This window comes from Mesorhizobium sp. (assembly GCF_017306585.1).
Lineage (GTDB): Bacteria > Pseudomonadota > Alphaproteobacteria > Rhizobiales > Rhizobiaceae > Mesorhizobium.
Window position 1 is genome coordinate 74,793 of the sequence record NZ_JAFKIC010000119.1, and the last position, 13,140, is coordinate 87,932.

Annotated in this window: 16 protein-coding genes; 8 read left to right on the forward strand and 8 right to left on the reverse strand. The window is 63.9% G+C overall.

The genetic code is table 11. The features are described 5' to 3' along the window. Window positions 1-47: 47 nt before the first annotated feature. The 5 genes from raiA to lptC all read right to left on the reverse strand — a co-directional run bounded on the left by raiA (window position 48) and on the right by lptC (window position 4,842). The gene (gene raiA, locus J0I79_RS09505) at window positions 48-632 is read right to left on the reverse strand and encodes a ribosome-associated translation inhibitor RaiA (protein ID WP_027043252.1); all 585 of its coding nucleotides are present in this window, start codon (window positions 630-632) and stop codon (window positions 48-50) included. Window positions 633-898: 266 nt separating this feature from the next. Next, on the reverse strand, window positions 899-2,425 hold the full coding sequence (gene rpoN, locus J0I79_RS09510) for an RNA polymerase factor sigma-54 (RefSeq protein ID WP_292856803.1): 1,527 nt from the start codon (window positions 2,423-2,425) through the stop codon (window positions 899-901). Window positions 2,426-2,718: 293 nt separating this feature from the next. Beyond that, window positions 2,719-3,537, reverse strand: a complete 819-nt coding sequence (lptB, locus tag J0I79_RS09515) for an LPS export ABC transporter ATP-binding protein (protein WP_292856805.1) — start codon at window positions 3,535-3,537, stop codon at window positions 2,719-2,721. Next, window positions 3,537-4,142: an LptA/OstA family protein gene (locus tag J0I79_RS09520; protein ID WP_292856807.1), complete on the reverse strand. Its 606-nt coding sequence runs from the start codon at window positions 4,140-4,142 to the stop codon at window positions 3,537-3,539. Before J0I79_RS09520 ends, lptB begins: the two co-directional genes overlap by 1 nt. Continuing rightward, window positions 4,129-4,842 (reverse strand): LPS export ABC transporter periplasmic protein LptC, encoded by a 714-nt coding sequence (gene lptC / locus J0I79_RS09525; RefSeq protein ID WP_292856809.1) that lies wholly within the window; start codon window positions 4,840-4,842, stop codon window positions 4,129-4,131. Before lptC ends, J0I79_RS09520 begins: the two co-directional genes overlap by 14 nt. Window positions 4,843-5,200: 358 nt before the next feature. Between lptC and sppA the strand changes: the two genes are divergently transcribed. From sppA to J0I79_RS09545, 4 genes are all read left to right on the forward strand, one after another. After that, window positions 5,201-6,157: a signal peptide peptidase SppA gene (sppA, locus tag J0I79_RS09530; protein WP_292856811.1), complete on the forward strand. Its 957-nt coding sequence runs from the start codon at window positions 5,201-5,203 to the stop codon at window positions 6,155-6,157. Between the two features lie 79 nt (window positions 6,158-6,236). Then, window positions 6,237-6,521 (forward strand): integration host factor subunit beta, encoded by a 285-nt coding sequence (locus J0I79_RS09535; protein WP_006200394.1) that lies wholly within the window; start codon window positions 6,237-6,239, stop codon window positions 6,519-6,521. A 54-nt stretch (window positions 6,522-6,575) separates the two neighbouring features. Continuing rightward, on the forward strand, window positions 6,576-6,908 hold the full coding sequence (locus J0I79_RS09540) for a DUF1049 domain-containing protein (protein WP_292856813.1): 333 nt from the start codon (window positions 6,576-6,578) through the stop codon (window positions 6,906-6,908). Between the two features lie 37 nt (window positions 6,909-6,945). Next, entirely contained in the window at window positions 6,946-7,911 is a 966-nt protein-coding gene (locus tag J0I79_RS09545) for an ornithine cyclodeaminase family protein (protein WP_292856815.1), read from the forward strand. On the opposite strand, the gene J0I79_RS09550 is transcribed toward J0I79_RS09545, so the two are convergent. Genes J0I79_RS09550 through J0I79_RS09560 form a run of 3 tightly spaced genes read right to left on the reverse strand, consistent with a single transcriptional unit; the run spans window position 7,908 to window position 9,493 of the window. Beyond that, entirely contained in the window at window positions 7,908-8,342 is a 435-nt protein-coding gene (locus J0I79_RS09550; protein ID WP_292856817.1) for an EVE domain-containing protein, read from the reverse strand. The genes J0I79_RS09545 and J0I79_RS09550 overlap by 4 nt on opposite strands. Beyond that, window positions 8,339-8,734, reverse strand: a complete 396-nt coding sequence (locus J0I79_RS09555) for a VOC family protein (RefSeq protein WP_292856819.1) — start codon at window positions 8,732-8,734, stop codon at window positions 8,339-8,341. The genes J0I79_RS09550 and J0I79_RS09555 overlap by 4 nt, the downstream gene beginning before the upstream one ends. Before the next feature lie 54 nt (window positions 8,735-8,788). Continuing rightward, the gene (locus J0I79_RS09560) at window positions 8,789-9,493 is read right to left on the reverse strand and encodes a YafY family protein (protein ID WP_292856821.1); all 705 of its coding nucleotides are present in this window, start codon (window positions 9,491-9,493) and stop codon (window positions 8,789-8,791) included. A gap of 132 nt (window positions 9,494-9,625) precedes the next feature. Between J0I79_RS09560 and J0I79_RS09565 the strand changes: the two genes are divergently transcribed. Genes J0I79_RS09565 through J0I79_RS09580 form a run of 4 tightly spaced genes read left to right on the forward strand, consistent with a single transcriptional unit; the run spans window position 9,626 to window position 13,127 of the window. After that, on the forward strand, window positions 9,626-10,711 hold the full coding sequence (locus J0I79_RS09565; RefSeq protein ID WP_292856823.1) for a class I SAM-dependent rRNA methyltransferase: 1,086 nt from the start codon (window positions 9,626-9,628) through the stop codon (window positions 10,709-10,711). 1 nt (window position 10,712) lies between these two features. After that, the gene (locus J0I79_RS09570; RefSeq protein ID WP_292856826.1) at window positions 10,713-11,570 is read left to right on the forward strand and encodes an RNA methyltransferase; all 858 of its coding nucleotides are present in this window, start codon (window positions 10,713-10,715) and stop codon (window positions 11,568-11,570) included. Between the two features lie 13 nt (window positions 11,571-11,583). Beyond that, a complete protein-coding gene (gene lspA / locus J0I79_RS09575) occupies window positions 11,584-12,081 on the forward strand; it encodes a signal peptidase II (RefSeq protein ID WP_292856828.1) in 498 nt (165 codons plus the stop codon). 56 nt (window positions 12,082-12,137) lie between these two features. Next, window positions 12,138-13,127 (forward strand): MDR family oxidoreductase, encoded by a 990-nt coding sequence (locus J0I79_RS09580; protein WP_292856830.1) that lies wholly within the window; start codon window positions 12,138-12,140, stop codon window positions 13,125-13,127. Window positions 13,128-13,140 lie beyond the last annotated feature (13 nt).

Below are 13,140 nucleotides of genomic sequence, written 5' to 3' on the forward strand. Positions count from 1 at the left end.
TTGTTCGCCTGCCGTCGCCAGTCCCCACCCCTCGTGCGGCTGGCTTTTTATCCCTGTGCGACTTTGGTCGTGGACGGGTCGATCCAGCCGATATTACCGTCGGGCCGGCGATAGACGATGTTGAGATGGTCGGTTCCGGCATTGCGGAACACGAACACCGGACTGTCCTTGGTATCGAGTTCGATGACGGCTGAAGCCACCGACATGGTCTTCAGCGTCATGGTCGATTCGGCGACGATGGCCGGCGCGAAATCCTCCGGGATTTCCTCGTCGTCATCGGCGAGCGGCGCCATGACCGTATAGGCGATGTCGGTCAACTCGCCATTGCCATTGCCTGAATTGTGCGATTTGAGACGGCGCTTGTAACGCCTCAGCCGGGTCTCCAGCCGGTCGGCCGCCGCCTCGAAGGCGAGCGTCGGATCCTGGGCATCGCCGGTTGCCTGCAGCGAGGCGCCGGAATCCAGCCGGATCATGCAATCGGCCGAATAGCGCGAGCCCGATTTGATGACGGTGACGTGGCCCGCAAAACCGCGATCGAAATATTTGCCGATGGCTTCGCCGACACGATCGTTGATGCGTGTACGGAACGCATCGCCGATATCCATGTGTTTTCCCGATATGCGCAGATTCATCTGAAAACTGACCTTCCTTGCTCAGGCTTCAAACTGTCCCGAGTTTATACTCGTGGTCCGTGCGCACAAGCTTTGCGGCGTCACTCGCGCCGATTTAAATCCGAACTTTCCGGTTGATCACAAGCCGCCTTTTTGACCGTCCCGAGGTCATTGTCGTGACGGACCATCCGCTAGCGGGCCTCAAGCCCGTCTCATGCGGGCGGGCTTCTAGCCACTTCACCGCGGCTTGTCAATGAAGCTCGAAAGCTGTGGAAAAACGGCGGGCCTCAGCGCCCGGCGCTGGCCAGCGCCCGCTTTTCGCGCCGCCGCTGCACCGACGAGGGAATATTCATGCCTTCCCGGTACTTGGCGACTGTGCGCCGCGCGATGTCGACGCCGCTTTCCCGCAGCATGTCGACGATGGCGTCGTCCGACAGCACATCGACGGGTTTCTCCTCGTCGATCAACTGCTTGATGCGGTCGCGCACCGCTTCCGAAGAATGCGCGTCGCCGCCGCCCGACGCCGCGATCGAGGCCGTAAAGAAATAGCGCAATTCGAACACGCCGCGCGGCGTCAGCATGTATTTGTTGGCGGTGACGCGGCTGACGGTCGATTCGTGCATGCCGATGGCATCCGCCACCGTGCGCAGGTTGAGCGGCTTCAGATGGCGCACGCCATGCACGAGGAAAGCATCCTGCTGGCGCACGATTTCGGAGGCGACCTTCAGGATCGTCTTTGCCCGCTGGTCGAGGCTGCGCGTCAGCCAGTTGGCGCTCTGCAGGCATTCGGCCAGGAAATCCTTTTCCGCCTGGTTCTTGGCGTGCGGCGAGACCTGGGCGAAATAGATATGGTCGACCAGCACGCGCGGCAGGGTTTCGGCATTGAGTTCCACGGTCCAGCTGCCATCATTGGCGGCGCGGACCTCGACATCGGCGACGATGGCATCGCTGGCGCCGCCCGAAAACGCCATGCCCGGACGCGGATCCAGCGCCCGGATTTCAGCCAGCATGTCGAGCAAATCCTCCTCGTCGACGCCGCAGAGCCGCTTCAGTGTCTGGAAATCACGCCGCGCCAGAAGCTCCAGATCGGCGACCAAGGCCTTCATCGCAGGATCGAGCCGGTCGCGCACGGCAAGCTGCAGCGAAAGACATTCGGCAAGATCGCGGGCGAACAGCCCCGCCGGCTCGAAGGTCTGGCACACCGCCAGCACCTTGCCCACGGCGGCTTCGTCGGTGCCGAGCCGCGCGGCGATCTCGGCCATGTCAGCCCTGACATAGCCGGTTTCATCAAGCCCGTCGGCGAGTTCGCCGGCGATCAGCCGTGCCGCGGGATCGGCGAAGGCTAGCGCGATCTGTTCGCCGACGTGATCGCGCAAGGTGATCGCGGCGGCAGCCATGTCGCCGGCGTCGAGCCCTTCGGAAGAGGAGCCGCCACCGCTGCCCGAAGCCGACTTCCATTGCGCCGTCAGGTCGGGGCCCAGCCGCTCGCTGGTGCCGGGATCGTCGGGAAACAGGTTTTCCAGCGACGTATCGAGTTTTTCCGAGATCGCCTCGGCGCTCCATCCCACCTCGTTCTCGAACCAGTCGCCGTCGGCGGCCGCCTGTGGCTCCGCCTCGGTCTTCTGCGTCTGGTCGCTCGCCGCATCGTCCTGCGGCTCGGCGCGTTCCAGCAGGGGGTTGCGCTCGATCTCCTCGTCGATGAAGTGCTCCAGCTCGACATGGGTGAACTGCAGCAGCCGAATCGACTGCATCAGCTGCGGCGTCATCACCAGCGACTGCGACTGTCGGAGCTGTAGCTTCGCCGCCAACGCCATGGTTCGGTCTCAAACGCCTCCTGTACGCATCCGGACTTCCGGAAATGAATTTCGCGGCCGGCTATAGAAACTGGCCCGGCTTTTGCTTGTCAAGGCAAAGCCTAGCAAAGCCCGCTTACCGGAGCGTTAGCCCGGAGCAAAATCGCCGAAAAACGGGCCGCCGCACGCAAAAAGCCGCGCCAGGAAACAATTTTTCCAAGCAGAGCAATTTTCCGGGAAGCGAAACCGATCCCGCCATTGCGCCAAAAAACAAGGAGACTGGATGGCCGCCGCTCCATGAAGCGGCGAGCCGCCTACAGCGTGAAACCCTCGCCGAGATAGAGCCGCCGAACGTCGGGATTCGCCACGACTTCGTCGGCCCGGCCATGGGTCAGCACCTGGCCGGCGTGGATGATGTAGGCGCGGTCGATCAGGCCCAGCGTCTCGCGTACATTGTGATCGGTGATGAGCACGCCGATGCCGCGTGCCGTCAGGTGGCGCACCAGCTGCTGGATGTCAGCCACCGCGATCGGATCGATACCGGCGAACGGCTCGTCGAGCAGCATGTAGGCCGGGCGCGTCGCCAGCGCGCGTGCGATTTCCAGGCGCCGCCGCTCGCCGCCGGACAGCGACATGGATGGCGACTTGCGCAGATGGCTGATGTGGAACTCCTCGAGCAGTTCGTCGAGGTTGCGTTCGCGGACCTTGCGGTCCTTCTCGACCACTTCGAGCACGGCTCGGATGTTCTGCTCGACATTCAGCCCGCGAAAGATCGAGGCCTCCTGCGGCAGGTAGCCGATGCCGAGGCGCGCGCGGCGGTACATCGGCATCGAGGTGACATCGAAACCGTCGATCTCGATCGACCCCTCGTCCACCGGCACCAGCCCGGTGACCATATAGAAGCAGGTCGTCTTGCCGGCGCCGTTGGGGCCAAGCAGCCCGACGGCCTCGCCGGCGCGCACGCCGATGGTCACGCCGCTGACGACTTTGCGGCCCTTGTAGCTCTTGGTCAGGCCCTTGGCGATCAAGGTTCCCTTGAATTTACCCGCATCGACGGTCACCGTGGCCGGCGCCGAAATCTTGCCGGCGGCCCGTCCCGGAAGACGCGCCGTCAGCGACGACAGGCTGGCCATCAGGGGTTCGTCGCTCCCGATTTCGACCCATCCGATTTCGGCGGGGGCGTGATCGACATCTGGACGCGCTGCCCAGCGCACGGATCGACCTGGGCCAGCCCGCTCTTCATCTGCACGGTGAGTTTGCAGCCCACCAGCACGTTGTCGTTTTGCGACAGCACGACCTTCTTGCCCGAAAGCACCAGAACTTGGCTCTTCATGTCGAAGCTGCCTTGATCCCCGGTCGCCACCTGCTGGTCCGACTTGATGTAGACCTTGTCGGAGATTTCCAGATGGTCGATGTTGGCCGAGCCCGTCATCGCAGCGCCGGCGGCTTCCGTGCCCTTGGCCGCGGCATTGGGATCCTTGATGTAATAGACCATCATTTTGCCGGCCTTCATCAGTGTCGGCCCCTGGACGACGGTGACATTGCCCGTGAAGATGGCGACATTTTCGGCCTGCCGGACTTCCAGCTTGTCGCTTTCGATCTGGATCGGCTTGTCGCCCGCCAGTTTCAGGCCTGACACCTGACTGGTGGCGCCCGACTGCGCCAGCGACGGCACAAGGCCCAGCAGGAGTAGCGCCGAAGTCGCGGCCGCAAGCCGTATTGAACTATTGAGCCACATTCGCTTCTTTGCCCTCTGCCTCAGCCGCCTTCAGAGCGGCAGGATCGATGTTGACGCGCACCCTGTTCTCGAACACCAGGATCTTGCCATTGTCCTGGACCGTCAGGGAATTCGCAGTGATCTGTGACCCGCCACGGCTGACATCGACGGGATCATCCGTCTTCATAGTGCCTTTGCCCATGTCGAGGAAGACCGATTTGAACTTGGCCTGCATGCCGTCGGTCGTGGTGATCGTGACGTCGCTGTTCAATTTCATCGTATTGCCTTCGCGATCGTAGGTTCCGCGCGAGGCTGTTACCGCCGCGACATTGTCGGGAGCGATCGGCACCTTGGCGTCGATGCCTTCGAGTTCGATGATGCCTTGCGTGTTCACATCCTGTATGGCCCGCAGCGCGGTCATCGAATAGGGCTGTTTCTGCTTGGTGAAGCCGTTGAGCTTGGGATTGGCCATCACCAGCTTGCCGTTTGAAAAGGCCGTGCCTTCCGCCTGCACCGCAACGGAGACGGGTGCGGCAAGGTAGGAATAGACGGGGAAGGCGATGGCGATCAACGCCGCGGCCAGCGGCACGGCGAATTTGAGCACCCGCACACGGCGCGAATGACGCTGGGCGCGGTCGAACGCATCGCTGCGCGACCGGCCGTCCGCCGGGGGAGCCAACTCCGTCTCCGGGCTGGTCGGTTCATTCGATCGCGCTAACATGACTGCTTTCTTCTAAAATCCCGCCCGCCGGGGAATACCGCCTATAGGTGGGACGCCAGTGCCCTCACGCAAGCACAAGCCGACGAAAACCGCAAAAATGTGACAGCTGTCCTTGTACAGGCGAAAACCAGATCAGCACAACAGCCCGTGCTTCATAGCAGAAATAGACGTCTTTGCGTCGTTTTTCATCACCATGGTTGCTCTCCCTTACCTTGCGCCCGTGACGCGGGCCAATCACAAAACGTACAGCATGAGGGCCGCCCGCGCGGATTGCCGCGCCATAGGGAAGACGGAACTGCTTCCCGATGGAGACGTCATGGTCTAAAAGCGTCTCTTCCCGCCGACTGAGAGGCTGACCATGGCATTGAGAGCCGACGACCTGATCGACCGCCGCCGCTTGCGGCGCAAGCTGACCTTCTGGCGTGTCGTTGCCCTGGGCATCGTGGCGCTCGGCGTGATCGCGCTGTCGGCATGGTTCTATCGCGACGATCTCGGCGGCTCCGCGGTCGACCATATCGCCAAGGTCAAGATCGAAGGCACGATCACCGAGGACGAGGAACTGATCAAGCGGCTGGAGAGCATCCGCAAATCGCCGAAGGTAAAGGGCGTGATCCTTGCGATCGACTCACCCGGCGGCACCACCGTTGGCGGTGAAGAGATCTACGAGGAAGTGCGCAAGGTGGCCGCCGACAAGCCTGTCGTGGCCGAGGTCGGCACGCTTGCCGCATCGGCCGGCTACATGATCGCAAGTGCGGCCGACCACATCGTTGCCCGCAAGACCTCGATCGTCGGCTCAATCGGCGTGCTGATCCAGTATCCTGACGTCAGCGGCCTGATGGACAAGCTCGGCGTCAAGCTGGAAGAAGTGAAGTCCTCGCCGCTCAAGGCTTCGCCCTCGCCCTTCAAGCCGACCAATGACGACGAGCGCGCCATGGTTCGCAAGCTCATCCTCGACAGCTACGACTGGTTCGTCGGCATCGTCGCGGAGCGCCGCAAGATGACCCACGAACAGGCGCTGGCGCTTGCCGACGGCTCGATCTTCACCGGTCGCCAAGGCCTCGCCAACGGGCTGATCGACGCCGTCGGGGGCGAGACCGAGGCGGTCGACTGGCTGGCGACCAAGGGTGTGGACGCCAAGCTCAAGGTGGTCGAATGGAAGGACACTGAGCGGCGCGGCAGCTTTCTGTGGTCGAAGGCCATGGTGAAAACCATCGGCAGCGCGCTCGGCCTGCCGGACTATGGTGGCGACATCATCCAGGAACTCGGCGCCGACCGCTTGTTTCTTGACGGTCTCGTCTCGGTCTGGCACCCTTGAGGACCGTCTGGGACTGCTGAAAAAGCCAACAAAATCATCCTCATAATTTTGACCGCACTGCTTCACGGGGACCCGTCTGATGATAAAGTCCGAACTTGTGCAGATAATTGCCACGCGCAATCCGCATCTTTTCCTGCGCGACGTCGAAAACATCGTCGGCGCGATCTTCGATGAAATCACCGACGCGCTTGCCGAGGGCAACCGGGTCGAGCTGCGCGGCTTCGGCGCCTTTTCGGTGAAAAACCGTCCCGCGCGCACCGGCCGCAATCCACGCACAGGCGAATCCGTCGAGGTCGAGGAGAAATGGGTGCCGTTCTTCAAGACCGGCAAGGAATTGCGCGAAAGGCTGAACGGCGGCAAGTAGGCGCAACATCAGCGCCGGACGGCCCTGTCCCGCCCGCTCGCGACGGAAGATATCATGCTCAATCGCTTCATGCTCATCGTGGTCTTCGTGCCCCTGGCGATCATCCTGATCGCGCTGGCCGTCGCCAATCGCGAACTGGTCGCCTTCACGCTCGACCCGTTCAACCCCGGCAATCCGAAACTGACGCTCAGCCTGCCGCTGTTCATCTTCCTGTTCCTGGCCCTGGCCATCGGCATGATCGTCGGCAGCCTGGCGACCTGGGTCAAGCAGGGCCGCTACCGCAAGCTGGCGCGCCAGCGTGGTGTCGAGGCGGAAAGCCTCCGCCAGGCGGTCAGCCGCGCGCCCGCGGCGCCGCAGGGACCGGTGCTGCCGAAGCCGGCCCCTTGAACCGCCGGCCGGCGATTTTCGTTCCACGGAGCTTTCCATGCTGACCATTTCGGCCGCCGAGGTCGATCGTGCGCTTACCTTCCCCGGTCTGGTCGAGACATTGCGCGCGGCCTTTCGCAAGGGTGCGGTGCAGCCGGTAAGGCATCATCATCCGGTCGAGCGCCCCGACGGAGCGGCCTCGACCTTGCTGCTGATGCCGGCATGGACCGACTTCAACGCCGCCGGCACGTCTTCCGGAGGCCATATCGGCGTCAAGATCGTCACCGTCTCGCCCGACAACAATACCATCGGCAAGCCAGCGGTGATGGGCCTCTATCTCCTGCTCAACGGCGCCACCGGCGAGCCAGAAGCCCTGATCGACGGGCAGCGGCTGACACAGTGGCGCACGGCCTGCGCCTCGGCGCTGGCCGCATCCTACCTGGCGCGCAAGGACGCATCGCGGCTGCTGGTGATCGGCGCCGGCGCGCTGTCGCCGTTTCTGGCCAAGGCGCATTCGGCCGTGCGGCCGATCACCGCCATACGCATCTGGAACCGCACGCCGGCCAATGCCGAAAAGGTCGCGGCGGAACTGCGCGCGGAAGGTTTCGCGGCGCAGGCGGCTGGCGATCTCGACGCGGAGCTGAGCGAAGCCGATATCATCTCGTCGGCCACAATAGCCACGGATCCATTGATAAAGGGGGCTCGCCTGAAACCGGGCGCTCACGTCGACATGGTTGGCGGCTTCACTCCGACGATGCGCGAGAGCGACGATGACGCGATAAGGCGCGCACGCGTCTATGTCGACACCCGTGCCGGCGCCACCAAGGAAGCGGGCGACATCGTCATCCCGCTCGCCTCCGGCGTGCTGAGGCCGGAAGCGATCATAGCCGACCTGCATGAACTGGCGCGCGGCGAGAAAAAGGGCCGCGCGAGCCAGGACAAGATCACGCTGTTCAAGTCGGTCGGCGCGGCGCTTGAAGACCTCGCCGCCGGCATCGCGGTATACGAGGCCCTGAGAGGCTAGGCGGCGACCGCGATCACGGCGCCCATGGCCTGCGCGATAAGCGCGAAATCGGCCGCACTTACCTGGAACAGGCCAAATCGAAGCTGATATCCCCAGTTCAGCTTGCCGGCTGTGAATTCAAGCCGCTCGAGCAGCGGCTTGATCGGCGCTTCTTCAGCCGCCGCCCATTCGACATCGTGCCGGAACGGCGTGAAGCCGCCGCCCATCTCGCCCTGATAGGGTTCTCCGTCCCGCACCGTGCCGATTGCGGTAAAGGCCTGCAGGCCGTCCTTTTGGCCCAAAATGGTGGTCGGCGAATAGTAGACGATGCCATCGCCGGGCCTGATGCGGCGCAGCGGCGCCGCTTTGCCGTGGTTAACCTGCATGAAGCCTTCCTTGCGGCCACGCCGGACATGCTGCGCGGACGCTACCGCGATCCAGTTCGAGCTCATTTCTGCTCTCCGCCGGCCTGGTCCGCGTCATTCAACCAGTAAACGCGCAAGCGGTGATTGTCGGGATCGAGCGCCACGAAAGTGCGGCCGAAATCCATGTCGGTCGGCGCTTGCAGGATGTTCAGGCCGCGCCCCGACCAGTCGGCATGGGTGGCATCGACGGCCTGGGGCGTCTCCAACGCGAAGACGATCTCGGAACCGCCGCCAGCGGCCGCGGCAGCCGGCTCGACAGTATGGCGCGACCACAGCCCGAGCTTGAACCCGCCGTCGAGCACGAACAGCACGAAGGTCGGCGAGCTTTCGACCGGCTCGCGTCCGAGCAGCGCGCTGTAGAAGGCGCCGCTGCGTTGCGGCTGGTCGACATAGAGGATGACGAAGTTCGGGGTGATCATGTCTGGTCTCCAGGATCTGGCGTTTCGATTTGGAGAGCATAGGGCCGGCTACTGTCAGATTCTGGCAGCAGCCTGATCACGAGGCTTGTCGAGCGTGGCCCGCCACTCCCTGAGCATTGCGTGGCGGCGGCGCGGGTAGCGGGTGTCGATTATCTTCAGTTCGGCGATGCGGTCGGCGCGAAAATGCCGGAAATCCTGGCGCGTCTCGCACCACGCCACGACCACCCGCACCTTATCGAAGAAGCCGAGCGCGAACGGCCAGACGACGCGCTCGGAGGCGGCGCCGCCCGCATCGCGATAGAAAAACGCCAGCTTGCGCTCGTTGCGGATCGCCTGCCGCACCAGGCCGAGATCGATGGTCTCTATGGCCGAAGCCGGCGGCCCGACCAGCAGCGTCGAGGCATCGAGATCCTCACGCAAATCCTGCGGCAGGACGGCCGCGATCTTGGCCAGCGCGTTGGAGGCCGCGTCGGAGAGCCGCCGGTCCGGCTGTTTGGCCACCCAGCGCGAGCCGAGCACGATGGCCTCGATCTCCTCGTCGGAAAACATCAGCGGCGGCAGCATGAAGCCGGGCTTGAGCACGTAGCCCAGTCCAGCCTCACCCTCGATCGGCGCGCCCTGCCCCTGCAAGGTGGCGATGTCGCGGTAAAGCGTGCGGATCGAAATCCCGAGTTCATCGGCCAGCGTCCGCCCGCTCACCGGACGGCGGTGCCGTCGCAGGCACTGGATGAGGTCGAGCAGGCGTTCGGAGCGTGACATGAGCCAGATTTGCCCGTTTCTTTGACATTGGTCCATTCCTTGCCGACATGAACGCCAGCGGCGGCGGCGGACTTGGTTGCGTAGCCGGTTGCCCTATGCCAAAAGCGGCACGCCGTTTGGAGATGCTCCTGCTTGAAGTCTTTTCGCGACAAACGCCGCGACAGCCGCCCGCCCGCGAAAGGCGGTCCGCAACAGGCGCGTCCGCATGAGAATCGCGGAGCGGCCCGGCCGGACGCAAGGCCGCGTGAGCAACAGGCGATAAAAACGGATAACCAGCCGGAACAGAAAGCGCCGCCGCGCATTCTTGCCCGCCGCGACGGCGCCCTGCCTGCCGAACGATTGCCGCTGATCCTGGAAGTCGCACCCAATGCCGACTACGCGCTACTCGACAGCGGCGCCGGGGAAAAGCTCGAACAATACGGTCCCTATCGCATCGTGCGCCCTGAAGGTCAGGCGATCTGGCAAAAGGCGCTTCCGGCGAAGGAGTGGGAGCGCGCCGACGCCATCTTCACCGGCGACACCGACGAGGAAGGCATCGGCCGCTGGCGCTTTCCCAAGATGCCGCTCGGTGAAACCTGGCCGATGAAACATGACGGCATCGACTATCTCGGCCGCTTCACCTCGTTTCGCCATGTCGGCGTCTTTCCTGAACAGGCTTCCCACTGGGACCACATGGCCGGGCTGATCGAGGCCGCGAAACGCCCGGTCAAGGTGCTGAACCTGTTCGGCTATACCGGGCTTGCGTCCCTGGTGGCGGCCCGCGCGGGCGCCGAGGTCACCCATGTCGATGCCTCCAAGAAGGCTATCGGCTGGGCCCGCGAGAACCAGGAAATGGCCGGACTTGGTTCCAGGCCGATCCGCTGGATCGTCGACGACGCGATGAAGTTCGCCGAGCGCGAGGAGCGCCGCGGCAGCCGTTACGACATCGTGCTTTTCGACCCACCGGCCTATGGCCGTGGTCCCAAGGGCGAGGTCTGGCAATTGTTCGACGACCTGCCGGCGCTGACCGATCTCTGCCGCGCTATCCTGACGCCAAAGCCGCTTGCCGTGGTGCTGACCGCTTATTCGATCCGCGCCTCCTTCTTCGCCATTCACGCCTTGATGCGCGACACCTTTGCCGGCATGCGCGGCAGGGTCGAATCGGGCGAATTGATCATCCGCGAAAAGTCCGCCGGCCGGGCCTTGTCGACCTCACTGTTTTCGCGCTGGGTGGCCTGAAATGAACGAACGGCATGCCGGGGCACCGGGCCAGGTTAAGGAAGTCACCAGCCTCGCCAATCCGCTGGTCAAGGACATCAAGGCGCTCGCCTTGAAGAAGTTCCGCGACCAGCAGAACGCCTTCATGGCCGAGGGGCTGAAACTGGTCATCGACGCGCTCGATCTCGGCTGGCAGATCAGGACGCTTGTGTTCGCCAAGGCCGGGCGCGGCAACCCGGCTGTCGAAAAGGTCGCGGCACGCACCGTCGCCGCCGGTGGCACCGTGCTCGAAGTCTCGGAGAAAGTGCTTGTCGCCATCACCCGCCGCGACAATCCGCAGATGGTGGTCGGCGTCTTCTCGCAGAAATTCCTGCCCCTGAAGGACATCCGCGCCGACAATGGCGATGTCTGGGTGGCGCTCGACCGCGTGCGCGACCCCGGCAATCTCGGCACCGTCATCCGCACCGTCGATGCCGTCGGCGCCAAGGGCGTCATCCTGGTCGGCGACACCACCGATCCGTTTTCCGTGGAAACGGTGCGCGCCACCATGGGCTCCATCTTCGCCGTCCCGGTGGCGAAGGCAAGCACCGAGGCATTTCTCGCCTGGCGCGGCGGCTTTTCGGGCCTCGTCGTCGGCACCCATCTGAAAGGCGCCGTCGACTATCGCTCGGTCGATTTTTCGCGTGGGCCGGTGTTGCTGATGATGGGCAACGAACAGCAGGGCCTGCCCGAAACCCTGGCGGCAAGCTGCGACAGGTTACTCCGGATCCCGCAGGCCGGCCGCGCCGATTCGCTCAATCTTGCCGTCGCCACCGGCATCATGCTGTTCGAGATCCGGCGCGGCGCGCTGAAGCTCGACCCCATCGCGGACTCGAAATGAGGGCTATCCAAACTTGAAATCGTGGTCCCCCTACGCCCTGCTCGTCGTCTTGGCCATCGCGCTCGACCAGTGGATAAAACACCTGGTCGAGACCGCCCTGCCCTTTCAGGAAAAAATCGACCTGGTGCCGTTCCTGGCGCTGTTTCGCACCTATAATACCGGCATCGCCTTCTCGATGTTCTCCTCCTTCGGCGACACCGGCCTGGTGGCCGTGGCCGTGCTGGTTGTGGCTTTCGTTCTCTATCTCGCCACGCGCACGCCCGCGGGCCACATCGTCGCCCGCACCGGCTTTGCCCTGATCATCGGTGGCGCGCTGGGCAATCTCATCGACCGCGCCGTTTACGGCCATGTCATCGATTACATCCTGTTCCACACGCCGGTCTGGTCGTTTGCTGTCTTCAACCTCGCCGACGCCTTCATTTCGGTGGGTGCGGCATTGGTCGTTTTCGACGAACTCATCGGCTGGCGGCGCGAGCCCAAACCATCGGACGCCAAACCTTCCAAAGATTGACCCAGGGCGCCACGCGCCGCACAGTTCACCCGCCAGGCAAGTTCGCGGAGAAAAAGATGTCTGAAATCTTCAAGGCCATCCTCGTTTCACGCGATGCCGAGAAAAGACAGTCGGTAGCCGTGACCGACCTGACCGATGCCGATCTTATGGAGGGCGACGTCACTGTCGCGGTCGAGGCAACGACCGTGAATTACAAGGACGGTCTGGCCATTACAGGCAAGGCCCCGGTGATCCGCCGCTGGCCGCTGGTGCCGGGCATCGATTTCGCCGGCACAGTCGTCTCGTCCTCGCATGCCGGCTGGCGCAAGGGCGACAAGGTGATCCTGAACGGCTGGGGTGTGGGCGAAACGCATTTCGGCGCCTATGCGGGACGCGCCCGCGTCAATGGCGACTGGCTGGTGCCGCTGCCGGAAGGCATGAGCGCACATGACGCGATGGCGGTCGGCACCGCCGGCTATACCGCCATGCTCTGCGTTATGGCGCTGGAGCGCCACGGCATCCTGCCCGATCGCGGGCCCGTGGTGGTGACCGGCGCGGCCGGCGGCGTCGGCTCGGTCGCCGTCTCCATCCTGTCCAGCCTCGGCTATCACGTCATTGCCTCGACCGGCCGCAACGCCGAAAGCCCTTACCTGATCAACCTCGGCGCCGCCGAGGTGATATCGCGCGAGGAGCTCAACCAGCCGGCCAAGCCGCTCGCCAAGGAACGCTGGGCCGGAGGCATCGATTCGGTCGGCAGCCACACGCTGGCCAATGTGCTGTCGATGACGTCCTATGGCGGGGCGGTCGCGGCATGTGGGCTCGCCGGCGGCATGGACCTGCCGTCGAGCGTGGCGCCCTTCATCCTGCGCGGCGTTTCCCTGCTTGGCATCGATTCGGTGATGGCGCCGAAACCTGTCCGCCTGGAAGCCTGGCGGCGCCTCGGCTCCGATCTCGATGTTCACAAGCTCGCCAGCCTGTCCACCACCATCGGCTTCGACGGCATCATCGACGCGGCGCGCGACATTGTCGACGGCAAAATACGCGGGCGCGTCGTGGTCGATATGTGACCTGGTTTTCGAA

Bases quoted from the DNA above. Each gene is read 5' to 3' on its own strand.
- J0I79_RS09540 (WP_292856813.1), top strand. From the start codon at position 6,576: ATGCTCAATCGCTTCATGCTCATCGTGGTCTTCGTGCCCCTGGCGATC.
- raiA (WP_027043252.1), bottom strand. From the start codon at position 632: ATGAATCTGCGCATATCGGGAAAACACATGGATATCGGCGATGCGTTC.
- J0I79_RS09520 (WP_292856807.1), bottom strand. From the start codon at position 4,142: ATGTGGCTCAATAGTTCAATACGGCTTGCGGCCGCGACTTCGGCGCTA.
- rpoN (WP_292856803.1), bottom strand. From the start codon at position 2,425: ATGGCGTTGGCGGCGAAGCTACAGCTCCGACAGTCGCAGTCGCTGGTG.
- lptB (WP_292856805.1), bottom strand. From the start codon at position 3,537: ATGGCCAGCCTGTCGTCGCTGACGGCGCGTCTTCCGGGACGGGCCGCC.
- J0I79_RS09580 (WP_292856830.1), top strand. From the start codon at position 12,138: ATGTCTGAAATCTTCAAGGCCATCCTCGTTTCACGCGATGCCGAGAAA.
- J0I79_RS09535 (WP_006200394.1), top strand. From the start codon at position 6,237: ATGATAAAGTCCGAACTTGTGCAGATAATTGCCACGCGCAATCCGCAT.
- lptC (WP_292856809.1), bottom strand. From the start codon at position 4,842: ATGTTAGCGCGATCGAATGAACCGACCAGCCCGGAGACGGAGTTGGCT.
- J0I79_RS09555 (WP_292856819.1), bottom strand. From the start codon at position 8,734: ATGATCACCCCGAACTTCGTCATCCTCTATGTCGACCAGCCGCAACGC.
- J0I79_RS09545 (WP_292856815.1), top strand. From the start codon at position 6,946: ATGCTGACCATTTCGGCCGCCGAGGTCGATCGTGCGCTTACCTTCCCC.
- sppA (WP_292856811.1), top strand. From the start codon at position 5,201: ATGGCATTGAGAGCCGACGACCTGATCGACCGCCGCCGCTTGCGGCGC.
- J0I79_RS09570 (WP_292856826.1), top strand. From the start codon at position 10,713: ATGAACGAACGGCATGCCGGGGCACCGGGCCAGGTTAAGGAAGTCACC.
- J0I79_RS09550 (WP_292856817.1), bottom strand. From the start codon at position 8,342: ATGAGCTCGAACTGGATCGCGGTAGCGTCCGCGCAGCATGTCCGGCGT.
- J0I79_RS09560 (WP_292856821.1), bottom strand. From the start codon at position 9,493: ATGTCACGCTCCGAACGCCTGCTCGACCTCATCCAGTGCCTGCGACGG.